At 69.6% G+C, this 19,415-nt stretch carries 19 protein-coding genes; 4 read left to right on the top strand and 15 right to left on the bottom strand.

Going from position 1 to position 19,415, the window contains the following annotated elements; translation table 11 throughout:
- Positions 1 to 17: 17 nt before the first annotated feature.
- The 3 genes from G4D83_RS10420 to G4D83_RS10410 all read left to right on the top strand — a co-directional run bounded on the left by G4D83_RS10420 (position 18) and on the right by G4D83_RS10410 (position 2,925).
- Complete coding sequence (locus G4D83_RS10420) at positions 18 to 1,250, top strand: molybdopterin molybdotransferase MoeA (protein WP_163864546.1); 1,233 nt, start codon at positions 18 to 20, stop codon at positions 1,248 to 1,250.
- 114 nt (positions 1,251 to 1,364) lie between these two features.
- Positions 1,365 to 2,039 carry a GTP cyclohydrolase II gene (ribA, locus tag G4D83_RS10415; RefSeq protein WP_163864545.1) on the top strand — a complete coding sequence of 225 codons (675 nt, stop codon included), beginning with the start codon at positions 1,365 to 1,367 and terminating at the stop codon, positions 2,037 to 2,039.
- A gap of 49 nt (positions 2,040 to 2,088) precedes the next feature.
- Entirely contained in the window at positions 2,089 to 2,925 is an 837-nt protein-coding gene (locus tag G4D83_RS10410) for an MBL fold metallo-hydrolase (RefSeq protein ID WP_163864744.1), read from the top strand.
- Between the two features lie 21 nt (positions 2,926 to 2,946).
- Here the strand turns inward: G4D83_RS10410 and lipB are convergent, their stop codons facing one another.
- The 5 genes from lipB to lpdA form a co-directional block, all read right to left on the bottom strand.
- On the bottom strand, positions 2,947 to 4,032 hold the full coding sequence (gene lipB, locus G4D83_RS10405; protein WP_163864544.1) for a lipoyl(octanoyl) transferase LipB: 1,086 nt from the start codon (positions 4,030 to 4,032) through the stop codon (positions 2,947 to 2,949).
- Positions 4,029 to 5,846 (bottom strand): ClpX C4-type zinc finger protein, encoded by a 1,818-nt coding sequence (locus tag G4D83_RS10400; protein ID WP_163864543.1) that lies wholly within the window; start codon positions 5,844 to 5,846, stop codon positions 4,029 to 4,031. Before G4D83_RS10400 ends, lipB begins: the two co-directional genes overlap by 4 nt.
- Positions 5,847 to 6,009: 163 nt before the next feature.
- Positions 6,010 to 7,266, bottom strand: coding sequence for a dihydrolipoamide acetyltransferase family protein (locus tag G4D83_RS10395; protein WP_163864542.1), 1,257 nt, complete (start codon positions 7,264 to 7,266; stop codon positions 6,010 to 6,012).
- Between the two features lie 56 nt (positions 7,267 to 7,322).
- Positions 7,323 to 8,252: a lipoyl synthase gene (gene lipA, locus G4D83_RS10390; protein ID WP_163864541.1), complete on the bottom strand. Its 930-nt coding sequence runs from the start codon at positions 8,250 to 8,252 to the stop codon at positions 7,323 to 7,325.
- Between the two features lie 297 nt (positions 8,253 to 8,549).
- Positions 8,550 to 9,947 (bottom strand): dihydrolipoyl dehydrogenase, encoded by a 1,398-nt coding sequence (lpdA, locus tag G4D83_RS10385; protein ID WP_163864540.1) that lies wholly within the window; start codon positions 9,945 to 9,947, stop codon positions 8,550 to 8,552.
- A gap of 81 nt (positions 9,948 to 10,028) precedes the next feature.
- Between lpdA and G4D83_RS10380 the strand changes: the two genes are divergently transcribed.
- Entirely contained in the window at positions 10,029 to 11,168 is a 1,140-nt protein-coding gene (locus G4D83_RS10380) for a hypothetical protein (protein WP_240356250.1), read from the top strand.
- A gap of 11 nt (positions 11,169 to 11,179) precedes the next feature.
- Here G4D83_RS10380 and G4D83_RS10375 read toward each other — a convergent pair whose 3' ends face one another.
- The 10 genes from G4D83_RS10375 to hisG all read right to left on the bottom strand — a co-directional run bounded on the left by G4D83_RS10375 (position 11,180) and on the right by hisG (position 19,114).
- Complete coding sequence (locus tag G4D83_RS10375) at positions 11,180 to 11,632, bottom strand: DofB protein (protein WP_141647391.1); 453 nt, start codon at positions 11,630 to 11,632, stop codon at positions 11,180 to 11,182.
- Between the two features lie 272 nt (positions 11,633 to 11,904).
- Positions 11,905 to 12,537 (bottom strand): bifunctional phosphoribosyl-AMP cyclohydrolase/phosphoribosyl-ATP diphosphatase HisIE, encoded by a 633-nt coding sequence (hisIE, locus tag G4D83_RS10370; protein WP_163864538.1) that lies wholly within the window; start codon positions 12,535 to 12,537, stop codon positions 11,905 to 11,907.
- Positions 12,534 to 13,316, bottom strand: coding sequence for a histidinol-phosphatase (gene hisN / locus G4D83_RS10365; RefSeq protein ID WP_163864537.1), 783 nt, complete (start codon positions 13,314 to 13,316; stop codon positions 12,534 to 12,536). The genes hisIE and hisN overlap by 4 nt, the downstream gene beginning before the upstream one ends.
- The gene (hisF, locus tag G4D83_RS10360) at positions 13,313 to 14,074 is read right to left on the bottom strand and encodes an imidazole glycerol phosphate synthase subunit HisF (protein ID WP_163864536.1); all 762 of its coding nucleotides are present in this window, start codon (positions 14,072 to 14,074) and stop codon (positions 13,313 to 13,315) included. The genes hisN and hisF overlap by 4 nt, the downstream gene beginning before the upstream one ends.
- Positions 14,074 to 14,610, bottom strand: a complete 537-nt coding sequence (locus tag G4D83_RS10355) for an imidazoleglycerol-phosphate dehydratase (RefSeq protein ID WP_163864535.1) — start codon at positions 14,608 to 14,610, stop codon at positions 14,074 to 14,076. The genes hisF and G4D83_RS10355 overlap by 1 nt, the downstream gene beginning before the upstream one ends.
- Entirely contained in the window at positions 14,607 to 15,323 is a 717-nt protein-coding gene (locus tag G4D83_RS10350; RefSeq protein WP_163864534.1) for a 1-(5-phosphoribosyl)-5-[(5-phosphoribosylamino)methylideneamino]imidazole-4-carboxamide isomerase, read from the bottom strand. The genes G4D83_RS10355 and G4D83_RS10350 overlap by 4 nt, the downstream gene beginning before the upstream one ends.
- Positions 15,320 to 15,913 (bottom strand): imidazole glycerol phosphate synthase subunit HisH, encoded by a 594-nt coding sequence (gene hisH / locus G4D83_RS10345; RefSeq protein ID WP_163864533.1) that lies wholly within the window; start codon positions 15,911 to 15,913, stop codon positions 15,320 to 15,322. The genes G4D83_RS10350 and hisH overlap by 4 nt, the downstream gene beginning before the upstream one ends.
- Positions 15,910 to 16,950, bottom strand: a complete 1,041-nt coding sequence (locus G4D83_RS10340; protein WP_163864532.1) for a pyridoxal phosphate-dependent aminotransferase — start codon at positions 16,948 to 16,950, stop codon at positions 15,910 to 15,912. The genes hisH and G4D83_RS10340 overlap by 4 nt, the downstream gene beginning before the upstream one ends.
- Entirely contained in the window at positions 16,947 to 18,254 is a 1,308-nt protein-coding gene (gene hisD, locus G4D83_RS10335) for a histidinol dehydrogenase (protein ID WP_163864531.1), read from the bottom strand. The genes G4D83_RS10340 and hisD overlap by 4 nt, the downstream gene beginning before the upstream one ends.
- On the bottom strand, positions 18,254 to 19,114 hold the full coding sequence (gene hisG / locus G4D83_RS10330) for an ATP phosphoribosyltransferase (RefSeq protein ID WP_163864530.1): 861 nt from the start codon (positions 19,112 to 19,114) through the stop codon (positions 18,254 to 18,256). The genes hisD and hisG overlap by 1 nt, the downstream gene beginning before the upstream one ends.
- Between the last annotated feature and the right edge of the window lie 301 nt (positions 19,115 to 19,415).

Below are 19,415 nucleotides of genomic sequence, written 5' to 3'. Positions count from 1 at the left end.
GGCTGAAGATGACGCTCATGAACGACGCCGCGACGCTGCTTCCGGAAGACGAGGCCCGAGCCCGGGTTCTGGCCCTGGCCACGCCCCTGTCCGCCGAGTGGCTGGCCCTCGATGATGGCCTGGGCCGGACGCTCGCGGAGGACGTGCTCGCCCAGCGGACGCTGCCACCCTGGGACAACTCGGCGATGGACGGCTACGCGGTGCGCGCCGAGGACCTGGCGGGCCCGCTGCCGGTGAGACTGCCGGTGTTGGAGACCGTCTACGCGGGAGGCACGCCACGCCAGGAGGTCCGCCCGGGCACCTGCGTGCGGATCATGACCGGCGCTCCCCTCCCCCAGGGCGCGGACGCCGTGGTCATGCGCGAGCGGGCCCGGCCGGTGCCGGACGGGGGCGCGGATCAGGTGGACATCCTGGAGGCCGTGGAGCCGGGCCAGCACGTGAGGCCTCGGGGCGAGGACGCGAAGGAAGGGGCGCTGCTGCTCGCCCGGGGCACGCCGCTGGGCATCCCCGAGCTGGGGATGCTCTGGGCCCAGGGCATCCTGTCCGCGCCCGTCCCACGCGCCCCCCGGGTGGCCATCCTCTCCACCGGCGACGAGCTGTGCCGCGCCGACGAGCCGCCCCGGGGCCGCATCGTCGACACCAACGCCCCGTCCCTGGCCCTGGCGGTCCGCCGCGCGGGAGGGCAGCCGTCCCTGTTGGGCATCGCCCAGGACACCCGCGACTCCGTGGGGGAGTTCCTGGCGCGGGCCCAGGGCTTCGACGTGGTGCTCACCAGCGCGGGCGTGTCCGTGGGCGAGCGCGACTACGTGAAGGAGGTCCTCGCCGCCATCGGCGTGCAGCAGCACCTGTGGCGCGTGGCCATCAAGCCCGGCAAGCCGTTGGTGGTGGGCAAGCGCGGCAGCACCCTGTTCTTCGGGCTGCCCGGCAACCCCACCTCGTCGCTGGTGACGTTCGAGCTGTTCGTCAGGCCGGCGATCCGCCGACTGCTCGGCCACCTGGACGTGGAGCCCGCGCGGGTTCCCGGGCGCCTGGACGGTCGGCTGTCCAAGCCTCCGGGGCTGGCGCATTTCGTCCGGGTGACGGCCGCCTGGAGGGATGGCAACCTCTGGGCCCGCCCCCTGGCCACGCAGACGTCGGGCGTGCTCCGTTCAGCGGCGGCGGCCACGCATCTGCTGCACTTTGGCCGGGAAGCCAGCAGCTTGTCTCATGGGGACGCGGTGGAATTGCTACCGCTCTCCTGGGGGGCTTGAGAAACCGGAGTCGCCCGTCGTGCATCTCTTCGGGTGAACGTCAGGTGAGTCCGCCTTGACTTGCGCTCATGGGGGCACCTAACAGGGTGCTTCGCATCTGGAGACTGAAACAACATGTCGGACATTCGCTCACCCCAGGTTCTTCCGACCCGTAAGCCCACGCAGCACCTCGAGCGGTTCTCGGAAGCGGAAATCCCCACGCAGCGGGGTCCCTTGCGGACCATCGTGTTCAGGGACCGCCGCAATGGCCGGGAGCACGTGGCGCTGGTCGCGGGCAACGTGTCGGGCGTGGAGGGGGTGCCGGTGCGAATCCACTCCGAGTGCCTGACGAGCGAAGTCTTTGGCAGCCTGAAGTGCGACTGCCGCGAGCAGTTGGACCGGGCGCTGGACTTCATCACCCAGCAGAAGCTGGGCGTGGTGCTGTACCTGCGTCAGGAGGGCCGGGGCATCGGCCTGGGGAACAAGATCAAGGCGTACGCCCTCCAGGCCAAGGGGCTGGACACGTACGAGGCGAACCGTCAGCTCGGCTTCGCGGATGATTTGCGCAGCTACGACATCGCGGCGGAGATGCTGCGCTCGCTGGACGTACGCTCGGTGGACCTCATCACCAACAACCCCCTGAAGATCGCGGGGATGGTGGAGGAAGGCATTCCCGTCCTGCGTCGAATCCCTTCCCGGACCGAGCACAATCCGCATAACCTCGACTATTTGAGGACGAAGCGCGAGCGTACGGGGCACCTGATTGAGCTCTTCGCCGAGGACGACGACACGGAAGCCAAGGCCGGCTGAGAAGACGCCAGCGCGGCGGCGCAACGCCGTCGTGCGCAATCAGGCCCGCGTGCCCTTCGAGGTGCGCTTCTGGGGAGTGCGAGGCTCCATCCCCTCCCCCGGTCCGCAGACCAGGCGCTATGGCGGCAACACGCCGTGCGTGGAGGTGCGGTGTGGGGACGAGCTGCTGATCTTCGACCTGGGCTCGGGAGCGCGGGCGCTGGGCGATTCGCTGCTCACGCCAGGCGCGGGGCCGGTGCGCGGCAACATCTTCATCTCGCACTACCACTACGACCACCTGCAGGGCCTTCCCTTCTTCGCGCCCATCTTCATTCCGACGAGCGAGCTGACCGTGAACGGTCCGTCGCGCAACGGGCGCACCACGCGGGAGCTGCTGAGCGGGCAGATGGTGCAGCCCTACTTCCCGGTGACGGCGGAGGGAGCCTTCCGCGCGAAGCTCACCTACAGGGACTTGTCACCGGGAGGGACGCTCCAGATTGGCCCGGCCGAGGTGCGGTGGCTGGAGCTGAACCACCCGGGAGGCAGCCTGGGGTACCGCGTGGAGTGCGGGGGTCGCTCCGTGGTGTACGCCACGGACGTGGAGCACGGCAGCGAGTTGGACCCGGTGATGTTCGAGTTCGCGCGAGGCGCGGACCTGCTCATCTACGACTCCATGTACACGGAGGACGAGTACCACGGCCGCTGTGGACCGGCGCGCACGGGCTGGGGCCACTCCACGTGGCAGGCCGCCGTGGCCGCCGCGGATGCCGCGCAGGTGAAGACGCTGGTGCTCTTCCACCACGACCCGGGGCGCGACGACGCGGCCATGGACAAGCTGCTGCGGCAGGTGCGCAAGCACCGCCCGGAGGCCATCGCCGCCAAGGAAGCGATGGTCCTCAAGCTGTAACCGCGCGACGTGGACGCGGCCTCAGGCGCCGCGCCACGACACCGCGCGCTTCACCGCTTCGCGCAGCCCGACGAAGGGCAGGCGCTCCAGCGCGGTGGGCACGTCCACCCACTCGAAGGCCTCGTGCTCGGGCCCCAGACGGACCTCGGCGTCCGGCGGGGCGTGCACGGCGAAGGCGCTCTCCTCGGCGATGACGGGAGGCAGCGTCTCGCCGATGGCGAAGGAATGGCGGTAGGCCAGGTCCTCCGTGGGGAGCCGCAGGCCCGTCTCCTCCTCCAGTTCGCGGCTGGCTGCCTGGGCAGGTGACTCCCCTACTTCAACGCGGCCGGTGAGGATCTGCCAGAAGCCGCCGCGCTCGGGGCGACGTCGCCCGAGCAGCACGCGCGCCTCCGGACCGTGGCCTCGGACGACGGCGATGCTGACGGTGCGCAGGGGCGGCGGCGCATCCACGCGCTCGCTGTCGAACACCGCGCAGAAGCTCCGGGCGAGCGCCTCTTCCACGTCGGGGACGGGGACCGGGCTGCCACGCTCGCGCTGCATGGACGTGACGCCGGCCTCGCGGATTCCACAGGGCACGATGAAGCGGAAGTGCTCCATCTTCGTGTTCACGTTGAGCGCGAAGCCGTGCGTCGTGAGCCACCGGGACAGGTGGACACCGATGGCGGCGATCTTCCGCGTGTCGGGCGCGCCGTCTTCACCAATCCAGACACCGGGCCACTTGGGGATGGGGCCCGCGGTGATGCCCCACTCGGCCAGCACCTCCATGATGGAGCGCTCCACGTCGCGCACGTAGCGGCGGACATCGCGGCGCGACTCCGGGAGCAGGAAGATGGGGTAGCCGACAATCTGTCCGGGCCCGTGGTACGTGACGTCGCCGCCCCGATTGGTCTCGAAGACATTCACGTCCTCGGCGGAGAGGCTCGCATCGGAGGCGGTGATGTTCTCCCGCTTCGCGCCCCGGCCCAGCGTCAGGATGGGTGGGTGTTCGAGCAGGAGCAGCACGTCGCCGCTGAGTCCTTCTCGACGTGAATCGCCGAAGAGGCGCATCAGGTTGAGGCCGTCCTCGTACTCGACCCGGCCGAGCCGGTAGACGGTGATGGTGTTCACGACGTTCCCTTCCGCCGGCCCTTTCGAGGGGGCGTCGGCTTCGTCACGTTCTCGAGTTCCCACGTACCTGGGGGAACCCGCTGGAGGAGGGCCCGCAGCTCGTGGCCGGCGCGGGGTGAGCGCTCGGCCTCGGCGGCGAAGGCCGTGAGGATGCTGTCGGACAGCACTGTCTTGGGCTCACGCAGCGCGAGTCGCGCGCGGGCCATCTCCACGTAGTCCGCGCGCGTGGGCTGACGCAGGCAGAGCAGCACCTGGACGTGCTCCAGGATGCTCACGGGGATGAGCCCGCGCACCGTGCGCGACAGGGCCTCCGTCGTGGGCACGGAGAGGCACTCCTCGCCTCCGCGCAGGAGGAGCTTCCCCGGCTCGGCGGCGAGTCCTCGCGCGCTGAGCACCACGCACGGTCGCGCCTCACGAGACAGGAAGGTGGAGAGGAATAAAGCCTCTTCAGAGCCCAGGCGCTCCACGTCCTCGATGAACACGGGCGAGGCCGATGCGCCATCCGCGAGCGAGGCCACCGTCGATACGGACGAGGCCAATGCAGCCTCTCCGAGCGAGGCCACCGGGATGATGACTCCTCTGTGCTGACGCTGGAGTGAATGGAGGAGAGTGCTCTTCCCCCAACCCTCGGCGCCCACGAGCAAGATGCAGCGACCACCCGATTGAAGCGCTCGCTCCAGCGCGACACGGACGTCGGGCTGACCCACGAACTCCATCGCGGACTCGGAGCGCACCTGCGAACTCGGCGGCCCCACGGACTGCACCGCAGGCACGGAGCGCACCGACGAACGTGGCAGCTCGACGAGCCCCATCGCGGGCTCGGAGCGTACCGACGAACCCACGAACTCCACCTCCGGCTCGGAGCGCACCGGTGAACGCGGCTGTTCCACCGGACGAGGCACGGGGCTCACGTCCCCGAGCAGCGAGGTGGATTCCGTCAGACACGCCTTGCAGATGAAGGCCCCGGCAGGTCCCGCGACCAGGTCGCCAACTTCCGCGCGAGGGCGGCAACAGAACGAGCACCAGGCATCCAGCGCCGCGTCCGCGCGCGTGGGTCCCCGCTCGATGATGCGCGGTCCGCGCCGGCGCCTCGGCGTGACTTCCTCCGACACCTGCGTAGCGGCGACCTCCCCATCCGAGTCCAAGACACGCACGTCGGCCTGCCCCAACGGCGTGAGCATCAGGCCTCCACCGAAGGACTCCTCCCCTTCCGCCCCTCCTGGCCTCCATGCCGTCTCGAAGAGCTGCTCATCCACGGCGCCACGTGGGCGCTCCGCACGCACGAACTCCGAAGCGCGGAAGGACGGAGCCTCCCGAGCCACCGAAGGACCGTGCCCCTCGGAAGGCCCTGGCGCCACGGAGGCCGCGACGCGAACAAGCTGGGCCTCCAGCCTCTGGAGGTCTTCGCTCACCTCCGTGTCCAACACCCAGGCCGCGAGCTCGGGGGACTTCGTCGGAGGCTGGGACTCCACGTCGCGCAACGCCTCTTCCATCAGCCGTTGCCGAAGAGCGAGTTCCGGGAGCGGCACTGCCTCGACGGAGCGAACCAACTCATCCGCCAACCCGGAGTCCTCGTCCTCCGAGGACGACGCCGTCTCCGCCATCCCTTCCAGGCGATTCACCGCTTCGAGGATGTCCAGGCGGCTCATGTCCAGCCGGCGCGCATGGCGCAGCAACTGGAGCGCTCGGGGAGCATTGCCCGCGCTCCGGTAGTGCGCCGCCGCCTTGAGCAGGCACTCCACGGCGCGAGTCACATCACCCCGCAGCTCGGCGGACTGCGCGGCGCGGATCAGCTCGCGAGGGTTCTCGGCCATACGGACAGAGCCTAACCGTCTTGGTGGACCACCGCCCGGCCTCGACGCATACCGCCGGACGGAATGCCCGGCGAGCGGTCAGCCCTCTCCCCGGCGGCCCAGGGGCCTTCCCGGCCCCCGAAACCCGGACGAGCCTCCCGCCCGGGCCCCGCTCGGCGCGACCTCACGCCATGGCGAGGAACAGCAGGTCCGGCTTCTCCAGGTACTTGATGACTTCGTAGACGAAGTCCGCGGCCACCGAGCCGTCGATGACGCGGTGATCGCACGAGAGCGACAGGTTCATCATGTCGCGGATGACGATCTGATCCTTCACCACGGCCGGGCGCTTCTTGAGCTTGTGCACGCCCATGATGCCCACCTCGGGGTGGTTGATGATGGGCGTGGCGAACAGGCCGCCGCTCTGCCCCAGCGAGGTGATGGTGAAGGTTCCGCCCGTCATCTCCGCCAGCGTCAGCTTGCGCTCCTTGGCCGCCGCGCCCAGCCGCGCCGTCTCGCGAGCAATCTCCGCCAGCGTCAACCGGTCCGCGTCCTTCACCACCGCCACCGTGAGGCCGTCCGGCGTCGCCACCGCCATGCCGATGTTGTACTCGCCACGCACCACCAGCTCCTGCGCCGCCTCGTCGAAGTTGGCGTTCAGGTGCGGGAACTTCTTCAGCGCGGCGATGGTCGCCTTGATGATGAACGGCAGGTAGTTCAGCTTCGTCGTGTCACCCGACGCCGCGAGCTGCGCGTTGAGCCGGGTGCGCAGCGCGACCAGGTCCGTCGCGTCCACCTCCTCCACGAAGGCGAAGTGCGGCATCGTGAACTTCGAGCGCACCATCTTCTCGGCGATCTTCTTGCGAAGGCCGCGCAAGGGAACGCGCTCGTCCGCCCGACCCGACGACACGGCCGGCGCCGCCGGACGCGCCTGCGCCGGAGCCGCCACCACGTTCTTCTGCTCCCCGCCACCCTCCAGCGCCGCCACCACGTCCGCCTTCGTCACCCGTCCCTGCGGACCGCTGCCGGGGATGGCCGCCAGGTCCAGCCCGTGCTCGCGCGCCATGCGCCGGGTCACCGGCGTGGCCAGCACCTTCGAGGCCTGCGCCGAGGCCCCCGCGGCCGGAGCCGCCGCCTGGGCCTGCGCGGGAGCCGCCGCCTGCGCCGGAGCGCCATGGCCCGAGGCCTGCGCGGGAGCCGCACCCTCGATCTCCAGCGTGACGAGGGGGTGGTGCACCTTCGCGATGTCCCCTTCCTTGCCGTGCGTCGACACGACGCGCCCGGCCTTCGGGCTGGGGACGGTGACGGTGGCCTTGTCCGTCATCACCTCGGCGAGCACCTGGTCTTCCTTGACGACGTCGCCAGCCTTGACGTGCCACTTGACCAGCTCGCCCTCCATCACGCCTTCACCGAGGTCGGGGAGCTTGAATTCGAAGGTTGCCATGGGGGTGTCTTTCCGAGAGGAACGGGGGTTGCGTCAAGCCACGAATGGAGGCCCGGTCAGCCGAGCCGCTCGAGGCGCTCGCGCTCCATCAGGCCCTTCATGAAGAACTCGGCGGCGCGGTAGCTGGAGCGCACCAGCGGACCCGCGGCCACGTAGAGGAAGCCGTAGGACTCGGCCAGCTTCTTGTACGACTCGAACTGCGCCGGGGTGACGAAGCGCTCCACCCGCAGGTGGTACTGCGAGGGCTGCAGGTACTGGCCCAGCGTGAGCACGTCCACGCCCACCTCGCGCAGGTCCTTGAAGGTCTGCTCCAGCTCCGCGTCCGTCTCGCCCAGGCCCACCATGACGGACGTCTTCGTGTAGAGGCCCTCCGGACGGTTCTTCAAATACTCGAGCACCTTGAGCGACTGGGCGTACTTCGCGCGGCGGTCTCTCACCGTCGGGGTGAGGCGCTCCACCGTCTCCACGTTGTGGGCGACGACGTGCGGCTTCGCCTCGGCCACCGTGGCCAGGTCCTGCTCCACGCCCTTGAAGTCGGGGATGAGCACCTCGACGATGGTGCGCGGGCTCTCCCGGCGCAGCTCGCGGATGGCGGAGGCGAAGTGGCTGGCGCCGCCGTCCGGCCGGTCATCCCGGTTCACCGACGTGACGACGATGTACTCCAGGTCCATCTCCTTGACGGCCTGGGCCAGGTGGATGGGCTCCATCGGGTCCAACGGCGGGGGCGCCCCCACCTTCACGTGGCAGAAGCGGCACGCGCGCGTGCACACCTCGCCCATCAACATCACCGTGGCCGTGCCACCACCCCAGCACTCGGCGATGTTCGGGCAGCGGGCCTCCTCGCAGACGGTGGCCAGCTTCGTGCGCTTCACGATGGCCTTGACCCGCTCGTACCCTTCGCCGTGCGGCAGGCGGACCTTCAGCCAGTCCGGCTTGCGGGTGGTCTCAGTCACCTGGGGCAGCGGGAACCGATCAGGAGTCGCCATGGGTCGCGGGCCTTCTATGGTTTGGGCGGAAGACGTTCAAGCCTGAAGCCTCTAACGCGAGGCGTCAGCTCTGGCGGGCCCTTCGCGCGCGTCGTCTTCCTACTAATGCTCCCGACGTGGCCGGGCAGCCCTGGGGAGCGCCTCGGGCCGGCCCACCCCGGCTCCTTCCAGCGGGCCCGCTCCCCAGGCGTCCACCCGTGCTTCCGAGCGCCCGGACACGAAAAGGCCGTCCTCGGAGACGCGGCTCCGGGACGGCCCGAGCGGGCTCCCATGAGGAGCCCAGGACTCACACGCGGCCTAGAAGTGGCGCGGGTGGCCCAGCGTGGCCTCGGCGCCCTCGTGGACGATCTCCGAGAGCGTCGGGTGGGCGTGGATGGTGCCCGCCAGCTCCTCGGTGGTGATCTCCAGCTTCAGCGCGACGCAGGCCTCGGCGAGCAGCTCCGTGGCGTGCGGCCCGATGATGTGGATGCCCAGCACCTCGTCGTACTTCTTGTCGGAGACGATCTTGATGAGGCCGGTGGCCTCGTTGGTGATGGCCGCCTTCGTCACCGCGCCGAACGGGGCATTGCCGATCTTGACGTCGTAGCCGCGCTCCTTCGCCTTCTTCTCCGTCAGGCCCACCGAGGCGACCTCGGGGTAGCAGTACGTGGCGGACGGGGTGAGGTCGTAGTTGATGGGCTGCGGGTTCTTCCCGGCGATGTGCTCCACCGCGAGCACGCACTCGGCGCTGGCCATGTGGGCGAGCATCGGCGTGGGGATGACGTCGCCCACCGCGTAGACGTTGGGCTCGCTGGTGCGCAGCATGGTGTCGACCTTGATGTAGCCGCGCTCGGTCTTGATGGACGTCTTGTCCAGGCCCACGTCCTCCGTGACGGGCGAGCGGCCGACGGCGGACAGGAGGATCTCCGCCTCCAGCGTCTTGGTCTCGTTGCCCACCTTCATGGTGACGCGCACGCCATCCGCCGTGTGCTCCACCTTCTCCACCGCGGAGCCGGTGTGCACGTCGATGCCGCGACGACGGAAGATCTTCTCCAGCTCCTTGGAGATGTCCGCGTCCTCGATGGGGAGCAGCGCGGGCAGGTACTCCACGATGGAGGTCTTGCTGCCCACGTGGTTGAAGACGGAGGCGAACTCACAGCCGACCGCGCCCGCGCCCAGGACGATGATGCTCTTGGGGATGCGGTCGATCTGCAGGATGGAGTCGCTGTTGAGCACGCGCTTGTGGTCCACCGGCACGTTCGGCAGGGACTTGGGCACCGAGCCCGTCGCGATGATGATGTTCTTCGCGTCCAGGACCTGCTTGGAGCCATCCTCGGCGGTGACTTCCACCTTGCCCTTGCCGGCGATGCGGCCGTGGCCCTTGATGACCGTCACCTTGTTCTTCTTCATCAAGAAGTCGATGCCGTTGGCACCCTTGGTGACGACCTTGTCCTTGTGCTTCATCGCGTTCGGCCAGTTGATCGTCGGGCTCGACAGGTCGATGCCGAAGTCCCCCGCCTCCTTGACGTGGTGGAACAACTCCGCCGTCCACAGGAGGGACTTGGTGGGGATGCACCCGCGGTGGAGGCAGGTACCGCCCAGACGCTTGTCCTTCTCGATGATGGCCGTCTTCAGCCCGAGTTGCCCCGCGCGGATGGCACCCACGTAGCCGCCAGGGCCCGAACCGATGATCACCACGTCGAACGTCTCAGCCACGCACGCCTCCGTCATTATTTGCGGATGGAACCCGGTGGGGCTGATAACCCCCGCTCCCGGTTGGAATCAAGGAGATTGCTCGTGCGCCGTTTCCCGCTCAGGACCCTCCTGCTGATGCTCGTGGCGTTGATCGCCTTCTCCCGGCTGTGGTGCGTGACGCACCAGGATGAAACGTCCGAGGCCCCGCCCGCGCGCCCTCCCGCCCAGGCCACCACCGCCGCCCCGGCCGCTCCCTCCGCGCCGGCCCCCTCCCCCGAATGCCGCCAGGTGGAGCGCGCCCTGGACGCCGCCCTGCGCGCTCCCGAGGAGCCCGCCACCCTGGCCGAGGCCCGCAAGAGGCTGGACGCCTGCGCCACGCCGCCGCCACGCACCTGTGAGCTGGGGACCGCCCTGGTCGCCCGCGCGCCCTTCTCCCAGGGGGCGGATACTCCGTTGCGGGGACTGCTCGCCTCGCTCTGCGAGCACTGCCCCCCGAACGTCAACGCCTGCGCGCAGACCGTGTCCCGAGCGCTCCTGGAGACGGCCATCGGTCAGCCGCCGAACATCCCCGAGCTCCAGTGGAGCATGGATCACGCCGGGCCGGCCCTTCCGGCGGCCTGTGACACCCTCGCCCGACTGGGGCTCGCGCCCGCGGCCCAGGCGGAGGTCAACCTTCCCCCCACCGTGCGCACCCTCGTGGACGGGCTGGTGTCCCGGTGCCAGGGCCCGGAGCTGCTGCCCCTGTCGGTGCTGCGCGCCGCCGCCGCGCAGCAAGGCGCCCAGGCCCCGGCGCTGCTCACCGCGGCCAGCGCGAAGCCGGTGGAGTCAGCGCCCGTGAAACCGGATCAACTCCTGGGGGCCCAGCCCGCGCTCCAGGCGTTCGACGGCGATATCGTCACGGGCGTGGCGGTGAGCAACGCGACGCGAGGCGACCGCTGGTCGGCGGATGGAGCGCTGCGCGCGGGCTACGCGCCCACGCTCAAGCACCTGATGGGGTTCCGCATCCGAGCCCAGGGGCCGGGCACCTTGAGAGCCATCGTCCGCACGCCGAAGGGCGTGGGCTTGAATGATCCGGAAGGGGGCTTCTCGTTCGTCAATCCCACCGTGTGCCGGTTCCGAGGCACGGGCGAGTGGGAGACCTGCAACCCCGCCGCGCCCCTGGTGGATGTGGACGCGGTCAGCGTGTTCCCCGAGAGCGCGGACGGCAAGCTCCTCGAGTTGGAGATCCTCGGCGCGCGCTGAGCGCCGGGGGGTCAGGCGACCAGACCGCGGTCCTTGGCGAGTTGGAAGATGGGCGCCGCATCCTTCTTCAGGACGGCGCTGACGTCCTTGACGATGGACTCGCCCGACTTCGCGACCGAGAGGAAGTTGTCGAACGTCCGGGTGAGGATGAGCACGCCGGAGATGATGACGCGCTGGAGGTTGTGCTGCAGGTCCGTGCCCTCGTAGATGAGCCACGCCTGCTCGACACACGTCTTCCTCGCGTCGACGAGGAAGTTGTTGAGGATGGTGCGCTCGTTCGCGTCGGGAACCTTGGACTTCGGGCTCACGGAACCGATGTAGATGAGACGCGAGTTGAGCCGCGTCGAGGCCTCCTCCATCTGAGCCAGCATCGCCGCCACGTCCTCCTTGGTCGGAGGATTCTGCCAGCGGGAGAAGATGACTCGGTCGATGAGCTCTGCCTTGTACGTGGTGGGGCCGTTCACGATGCCTCCGGTGAGGCGGACGGTTTCGATTCCAAGAAGCGCCCGGCCGGCGTTCTCCACAGCGCCGCGCGTCTGGATGTGTAGCAGGAACACTCCTTTCGTTGAAGAGAGTCACTGCTGCACGCAATCACTCCTCCGTCGCGGCCCTGCTGTCCGGATGCAGCCGTGACGGAGAAATCCATCTGGGTCGACGCTGACACGGGCTGAAAACGGGGTTTGATACGTGGATTGCCCTGAGAGCCCGTGTCCTCTTCACGCGAGGTGAGACTTCCTCATCCAGCATTGCCGGGAAGCGGAGGCTTCGCGGCACGACGGGCGAGGACAGCCTTCACGTCTTCCAAGGAAAGTCCGAGCGGCCTCACCGCGACGAGCAGGTGGTAGAGGAGATCGGCTGCCTCCTCGGCCGCGCGTCCGGCGTCCGAATCCGCGCAAGCCGTCACCAGCTCCGCGGCTTCTTCGCCCAGCTTCTTGAGGCGCAGGTTGCGGTCCGCGAGCAGGCGGCGTGTGTAGCTGGGTTTCTCGCCTGGGGCATCGGGGCGGGCGGCGCGTTCGGCGAGGGTGGCATCGAGAGAGGCCAGTGCGTCCTCGCTTCCGGGACCGAAGCACGTCACGTCGCCGGTGTGACAGGCGGGACCTGCTTTCTCGACGCGGGCCAGCACCGCGTCTCCGTCGCAGTCGGCGCGAAGGGACACCACCTGCTGTGTGTTCCCGCTGGTGGCGCCCTTGTGCCAGAGCCCGCGCGTGCGCGAGCGGTAGTGCATCTGTCCCGTGGCGAGCGTGCGCTCCAGGGCCTCGCGGTCCGCGTGCGCCACCATCAGCACGTCACCGGTGCGCGCGTCCTGCGTCACCACCGTCACCAGTCCACCGCCCTTGGTGAAGTCGAGTCGGTCCAGGTCCAGGTTCATTCGACCTCCGTCGCGCCCAGGCGCTCGCGGGTGACACGGGCCAGGGCCGCGTTGGTGGCGATGCCGTTGCCGCCGAATGAGGTTCGTCGCCCCGTCCAATCGGTGAAGACGCCTCCGGCCTCGTCGATGATGGGCTGGAGCGCGGCGGCATCCCAGGGTGAGAGCAGCTCGTCGACCATGACCTCGGCACGGCCGGTGGCCACCAAGAGATATCCGTAGCAGTCGCCCCAGGTCCGGGAGATGGCGGCGTCGAGGGTGAAGCGACGCCAGGCATCACCGCGCTCGGGGTACTGGCGGAAGCGCTCGTCGGTGGTGAGCACCACCGCGCGGGAGAGGTCGGCCTGCTCGGACACCTTCGCGCGCTGGTCGTTCCAGAAACACCCCTGCCCGGGTGCGGCCACGAGCAGTTCGTTCACGGCGGGGAAGTATGCGGCGCCCACGAGGATGCGCTCCCCTTCCGCCAGGGCCACGAGGGTGCCCCACAGTGGAACGCCTCGGATGAAGGTCTTGGTTCCGTCGATGGGGTCCAGGATCCAGCGACGCTGAGCACCCGGCCGCGTCTCTCCGAACTCTTCCCCGAGGATGCCGTCGTCCGGGAAGCGGGCCTCGAGCCATTCTCGCGCGGTCTTCTCGGCCGTGCGGTCCGCGACGGTGACGGGTGTGCCGTCGCTCTTGGTGTCCACGGCGATGCCGCTCCGGAAGTAGCCCAGCGCCACGTCTCCTGCCTTGCGCGCGACTTCCGCGGCGGCCTGCATCAATCCTTGTGCGCTCGTCGTCATGTCGTGCTCCGAATCGGAAGGCCGCTCTCGCGGAGCAGCGACTTGATGGCACCCACCGTGGTGAGCCCATCGTGGAGGATGCCCGCCACCAGCGCCGCGTCCGCGCCGCCACGCGTGAGTCCTTCACGCACGTGCTCCGCATTGCCCGCGCCGCCAGAGGCGATGACGGGCACATCCACCGCGTCCGCCACCGCGCGCGTCAGCTCCAGGTCATAGCCAGAGCGCGCTCCATCCTGGTCGATGCTGGTGAGCAGCACTTCGCCCGCGCCGCGCGCCACGCACTCGCGAGCCCATGCCACCGCCTCCAGCTCCGTGGGCTTGCGCCCCCCGTGCGTATGGACACGCCAGCCCGAGCCATCCTTTCGCGCATCGATGCTCGCCACCACGCACTGCGCACCGAAGCGCTCCGCGCACTCCGTGAGCACCTCGGGCCGAGCCACCGCCGCCGAGTTGATGCTCACCTTGTCCGCGCCCGCCCGAAGCGCTCGGCCCACATCGTCGGCCGTGCGCACTCCGCCTCCCACGGTCAACGGAATGAACAGCCGCTCCGCCGTGCGCCGCACCAGGTCCAGGAGCGTGTCCCGCTCCTCGTTGCTCGCGGAGATGTCGAGGAACGTCACCTCGTCCGCGCCCTCCTGCTCGTAGCGCAAGGCCAGCTCCACCGGGTCTCCCACGTCGCGGAGTCCCTCGAAGCGCACGCCCTTCACCACCCGGCCGCCCTTCACATCCAGACACACGATGAGTCGTCGGGTCAGCATCAGAGCACCTCCAGGGCCACGGAGCCCTTCATGCTGAACACGGTGCCGGAGTCCACCATCGCATCGCGCAACGCGAGCCCCAGCGCCTTGAACGCCGCCTCGGTGACGTGGTGGCTGTCCTTCCCTCTCAACACCCGCAGGTGCAACGTCACCTTCGCGTGCTCGCAGAACGACCGCATCCAGTGCTCGTAGAGCCGGTTCTTCAGCGGCCCCTGGTAGAAGAACCGTCCGCCCGCATCGAGACACGCCTGCACGAGCGCGTCGTCCATGGGGAGCGTGCGCTCCGCGAACCGCGCCGCCGTCGCCGGAATCACTCGCTGCACCGCCGTGCCCAACGTAATCGCCACGTCCTCCATCAAGTGGTGCGTGAGGTCACCCCGCGCGTGAAGCTTCAAGTCGAGCCCCGCGTAGCGCGCGAAGGTCGCGAGCATGTGGTCGAAGAACTTGAGCCCCGTGTCCACCTGCGTGGCGCCCTTGCCCAGGGACAGCTCCACACGGACCTGCGTCTCCTTCGTCTCCCGAGTGACGGTGGTCATTCCGCGAACTCCCGCGCGACGTCGCGCGCATCCAGTCGTCCCGTGTACAGCGCCATGCCGATGACCGCCCCGTACGCCCCCACCGAGGCCAGCGCCCTCAAGTCCTCCAACGTCGTCACCCCGCCCGACGCGTAGAGCCGGTGGCGGCTGCGCACCACCACCTCCCGCATCAGCGCCAGGTCCACGCCTTCGAGCTGCCCCTCCTTGTGGACCGCCGTCACCAACAACCCTCCAAGCGGCAGCGGGTCCAACGTCGCGAGCACGTCCCCCACCGTCCTGCCACTGCCCGCCGTCCAACCTCGCGTCACCACCTCGCGGCCTCGCACGTCGGCGGCCACCACCACGCGTCCGGGATAGCGCCTGGCGACCTCCGCCAGCCACGCCGGATCCTCGATGGCCCGAGTCCCCACCACCACCGCGGAGGCGCCCCCCTCCAGCAGGGCCTCCACCTTCTCCAGTTCCCTCACGCCACCGCCCACCGTGAAGGTGAGCCCCGGTTCATGCGCGGTGAGTCTCGTCACGACGTCCGCGTTGGAACCCTTTCCCAGCGCCGCATCCAGGTCGACGACATGGAAGGCGCGGAAGCCGAAGGCACGCCACCGCAGCAGCGCGTCCAGCGGGTCCTTCACGCGCACGCGTTCGTCGTCATACGAGCCCCCGACGAGCTGCACGCAGGCGCCTTCGCGCAAGTCGATGGCCGGAATCGCCCTCATGACGCCACCTCGCGCAAGAAGGCCCGCACGAAGGCCACGCCCGAGGACGAGGACTTCTCCGGGTGGAACTGCACGCCCACCACCCGGCCGCGCCGGACGACGGCGGGGAAACGGTCCTCCTCGTGCGTCGTCCACCCCGTCACGACGGACGCATCCTCCGCGCGGCAGACGAAGCTGTGCGCGTAGTACACGGTGTCCAGCTTCGCGCCGGACAACGTGCTGTCTTCGTCCACCTGGTTCCAGCCAATCTGGGGGACTCGACGTGCCGCAAGCCGCGTCACCCGCCCGGGGAAGTAGCCCAGGCCCTGACCTTCTCCCTCGTCACTCGAATCGAAGAGAAGCTGCATGCCCAGGCAGATGCCCAGGCACGGCAGGCCCCGCTCCAGGGCCGAACGCATCACCTCGCGCCCGGGAGCCAGTCGCGCCGCCGCGGCACCGAAGGCCCCCACACCGGGCAGCACGAGAACCTCCGTGTCCACCGCCCGCGCCGGGTCCACCTCCACGCGAACGTCGACTCCCTCCGCCGTGGCCAACGCCTTGGCCAGCGAGTGGATGTTTCCAGCGCCGTAGTCGAACAAGGTGACTCTCATCGCAAGGACTCCCGCAGCGCCACCAGCGCCGTCTCCATCAGGGGCCAGGGAGCACTGCCGATTCGGAGCGCATCTCCGATTCCGGTCAGCCCCTGGAAGGCCCGCACATTCACGTCGCGCTCCCGCATCCGCTCCGCCACTCCCGGCGCTCCGGGCAATGGCACCATCAGGAAGTTGCCCTCCGAAGGCAGCGGCTTCAGTCCCATCGCCACCAGTTCGCCCCGCAGGCGCTCCCGGTTGGCCACCGCCTCCTCCACCCGAGCGCGCACCCAGCCCGAGTCCTCGCGCAGCGTGGCCACGGCCATCGACTCCGCGAGCGTGGTGAGCTTGTACGGGCCCCGCGCCTTCTCGACTTCGGCCACGAGCTTCGGGTGTCCCACGCCCCAGCCCACTCGCATCCCCGCGAGCCCGAAGGCCTTCGAGAACGTGCGCGTCACCAGCACGTTGGTCCTCGTGCGCGCCAGGTCCATGAATCCGGGCCCGCGCGCGAAGTCGGCATACGCCTCGTCGATGATGACCAGCCCCGGCGCGCGCTCCACCACGCGCTCCACCGCCGCGCGCGACAGCACCGTGCCCGTGGGATTGTTCGGCGAGCACAGGTAGATGACCTTCGCCTCCGTGGACACCAACCACTCGGGCTCCACGTCGAAGTCCGCGCGCAGGGGCACCGCCACCGTCCGCAGTCCGTTCACCTGCGCGAACAGCGGCATCATCACGAACGTCGGGTCCTGGAACGCGAGCAGCTCGCCCGGCTCCAGGAATGCACGCAGGGCGCTGTCGAGGACGTCGTCGGAGCCACAGCCCGTCGTCACCCACTCGGGCCCCACGCCGAGCTGCTCGGCCAGGGCTCCGCGCAGGTCGGGTGCATAGCCCCGGGGATAGCGCGACAGCGACTCCACGGCGGACTCACGCAGCACTCGCGCCGCCGCGGGTGGCACGCCGAAGAGGTTGGTGTTGTCGCTCAGGTCCACGCGACAGGGCCGCTTCGCTGGCGAATACAGCGGAATGTCCCGGAAGGACGCACGCGAGGGAATCACTCGAGCCTCCATGCCCGCGCGGCGTCCGCGTGCGCGAAGAGTCCCTCGCTGTCCGCCAGCAGGCCCACGTCCTCCGCCATCGCCTGGGACGCGGCGCGCTCCACGCGCTGGTAGGTGGTCCACCGGTAGAAGTCGAGGAGGTTCAATCCCGAGTAGGCCCTCGCCAGTCCCGCCGTGGGCAGCACGTGGTTGGAGCCCGTCATGTAGTCGCCGTAGGCCACCGAGGAGCGCTCCCCGAGGAAGACGGTCCCCGCGTTGCGCACGCGCGCGAGGTCCACCGAGGGCGACGCGGTGGCGAGCAACAGGTGCTCCGGCGCGAAGTCCGCCACGAAGGGCCACGCCTCCTCCAGCGACGTCACGCTCAGCACGGCCCCTCGTGAGCGCAGCGCCGAAGTGACAATCTCCTGCCGCTTCGCCTCCAGCGACAGACGCCGCACCTGCTCGGAGATGGCGTCCGCCATGCCCTCGCCCAGCGCCACCGTCACGCAGGCCGCGTCCGGGTCGTGCTCCGCCTGCGCCAGCATCTCCCTCGCCACCGCGTCCGGGCTCGCCGTCTCGTCCGCGACGACCAGGATTTCGCTCGGCCCCGCGGGTGCTTCGATGGCCACCGCGCCCACCACCTGGAGCTTCGCCTCCGCCACGTACGCATTGCCCGGCCCGACGATGCGGTCCACGCGGGGAACGCTCTCCGTGCCGTACGCCATGGCCGCCACCGCGCCCGCTCCCCCCAGCGCGAAGACGCGGTCCGCGCCCGCCAGCACCGCCGCCGCCAGCACGCTCGCGTGGGGCAGTCCGTCCGGCCCCGGAGGCGAGCAGACGATGACCTCCCCCACACCCGCGACCTTCGCCGGCACCACACCCATCAACACGCTGCTCGGGTACACCGCCCTGCCCCCCGGCGCATACACGCCCACCCGACCCAACGGGTCCGGCCTGCGGCCCACGAGCACGCCCGGCTCGGTCTCCACCTCCACCGCGCGAGGCTTCTGTGCCTCGTGCGCCTTCGCGATGTTCCGCGCCGCGCGCGCCAGGGCCCGCGCCAGCGACGGGTCCAACGATTCGAGCGCCTGCTCACAGCGCGCCCGAGGCACCTCCAGCGAGACGAGCTCCGCGCGGTCGAACTGGCGCGCCATCTCGAAGAGCGCCCAGTCCCCATCCAGCCGGACCTTGGCGATGAGCTCCCGCACTCGCGCGGAGATGCGCGTGTCCACATCTCCGCCTCGGTCCAACAGCCGGCGCCGGTCCTCCAGGGACAGGCTGGCCAGGGGGCCTCGATAGCGAAGGAACGAAGGAAGCGGCGTCATCACGCCACCAGCCTTTCGATGCGGGTGACGAGGATGCCCTCGGCACCCAGCGCCTTCAGCGCGTTGACGGTGCGGTAGATGGTCTTCGCCGGCACCACCGCGTGCACGGCGACGAACATCCCTCCGCCCAGCACGTCCACCACCGTGGGGCCATTGAGGCCGGGAAGAACCTCCCGGACCTCGGTGAGGACATCCCGAGGCACGTTGGCCATCAGGTAGCGCTTGCCGCGCGCCGCGAGCACCGAGCCCAGCGCCAGCTTCAATTCGTCCAGCCGCTTGCGCGCCTCCGGGACGTTCGAGTTGCTGGAGACCAGTCGCGCGCTGGACTCCAGCACCGTGGCCACCTCGCGCAGCCCGTTCATCTTCAGCGTGGAGCCCGTGGACGTCAGGTCCACCACGAGGTCCGCGATGCCCAGGTGCGGAGCAATCTCCGCCGCTCCCGAGACGGGGACCACGGTGATGCGCTGCCCCCGCTTCGCGAAGTAGTCCTGCGTCAGCCGGGGGAAGCACGACGCCACGCGCATGCCGTCGCGGACATCGCTGGCCTGGGTGATTCCGCTCTCCTCGCGCGCCGCCACGACGAGCCGACACCTGCCGAACTCCAGGTCCATCAGGTGTTCGAGCTCACGCCCCGCCTCGTTCACCAAATCCCATCCCGTGACACCCGCGTGCGCCGCGCCGTCCGCGACGAACTCCGGGATGTCCTGGGCGCGCACGAAGATGGCCTCGAACTCGCCACCGAGCGACGCGGTGAGTGCGCGCTCTCCTCTGCCGCGCACCTCCAGGCCCGCATCGTTGAAAAGCTCACGAACCTCTTCGGAAAGGCGGCCTTTGTTGGGAAGAGCGATCTTCAGCAACATGGTTGGACCTACGGGGGGTTGCGGGGGAATCGAAGGGCCGCGCGCAAACGAAAAAAGGCCCGTCCGGGGGGGACGGGCCTTCATTCGCTGCGGCAGGTGCCGGGAGGGTGGTGCGTCTAGTGGCTCACCCAGGCATGCGCGTGGCGAACGGTCCCGTCGGGGCCGAGCCGATGATGCGCATGATGGGGATGCACGGAAGAGAGACGCACGGCCCCATGAGTAATGGCAAGGGCCCCTCGCCGTCAACCCGACCTCTCGAACCGAGGTCCAAGTTGCTTGCAAACCCTCGACGGGACGAGCA

This window comes from Myxococcus eversor, assembly GCF_010894455.1.
Classification (GTDB): domain Bacteria; phylum Myxococcota; class Myxococcia; order Myxococcales; family Myxococcaceae; genus Myxococcus; species Myxococcus eversor.
Note: the sequence above shows the minus strand (reverse complement) of the source record. Positions and strands in the feature narration are given on the sequence as shown.

Bases quoted from the DNA above. Each gene is read 5' to 3' on its own strand.
- ribA (WP_163864545.1), top strand. From the start codon at position 1,365: ATGTCGGACATTCGCTCACCCCAGGTTCTTCCGACCCGTAAGCCCACG.
- G4D83_RS10355 (WP_163864535.1), bottom strand. From the start codon at position 14,610: ATGACCACCGTCACTCGGGAGACGAAGGAGACGCAGGTCCGTGTGGAG.
- G4D83_RS10420 (WP_163864546.1), top strand. From the start codon at position 18: ATGAACGACGCCGCGACGCTGCTTCCGGAAGACGAGGCCCGAGCCCGG.
- lipA (WP_163864541.1), bottom strand. From the start codon at position 8,252: ATGGCGACTCCTGATCGGTTCCCGCTGCCCCAGGTGACTGAGACCACC.
- hisF (WP_163864536.1), bottom strand. From the start codon at position 14,074: ATGCTGACCCGACGACTCATCGTGTGTCTGGATGTGAAGGGCGGCCGG.
- G4D83_RS10400 (WP_163864543.1), bottom strand. From the start codon at position 5,846: ATGGCCGAGAACCCTCGCGAGCTGATCCGCGCCGCGCAGTCCGCCGAG.
- hisH (WP_163864533.1), bottom strand. From the start codon at position 15,913: ATGAGAGTCACCTTGTTCGACTACGGCGCTGGAAACATCCACTCGCTG.
- hisIE (WP_163864538.1), bottom strand. From the start codon at position 12,537: ATGAACCTGGACCTGGACCGACTCGACTTCACCAAGGGCGGTGGACTG.
- hisG (WP_163864530.1), bottom strand. From the start codon at position 19,114: ATGTTGCTGAAGATCGCTCTTCCCAACAAAGGCCGCCTTTCCGAAGAG.
- G4D83_RS10395 (WP_163864542.1), bottom strand. From the start codon at position 7,266: ATGGCAACCTTCGAATTCAAGCTCCCCGACCTCGGTGAAGGCGTGATG.
- hisN (WP_163864537.1), bottom strand. From the start codon at position 13,316: ATGACGACGAGCGCACAAGGATTGATGCAGGCCGCCGCGGAAGTCGCG.
- hisD (WP_163864531.1), bottom strand. From the start codon at position 18,254: ATGACGCCGCTTCCTTCGTTCCTTCGCTATCGAGGCCCCCTGGCCAGC.
- G4D83_RS10350 (WP_163864534.1), bottom strand. From the start codon at position 15,323: ATGAGGGCGATTCCGGCCATCGACTTGCGCGAAGGCGCCTGCGTGCAG.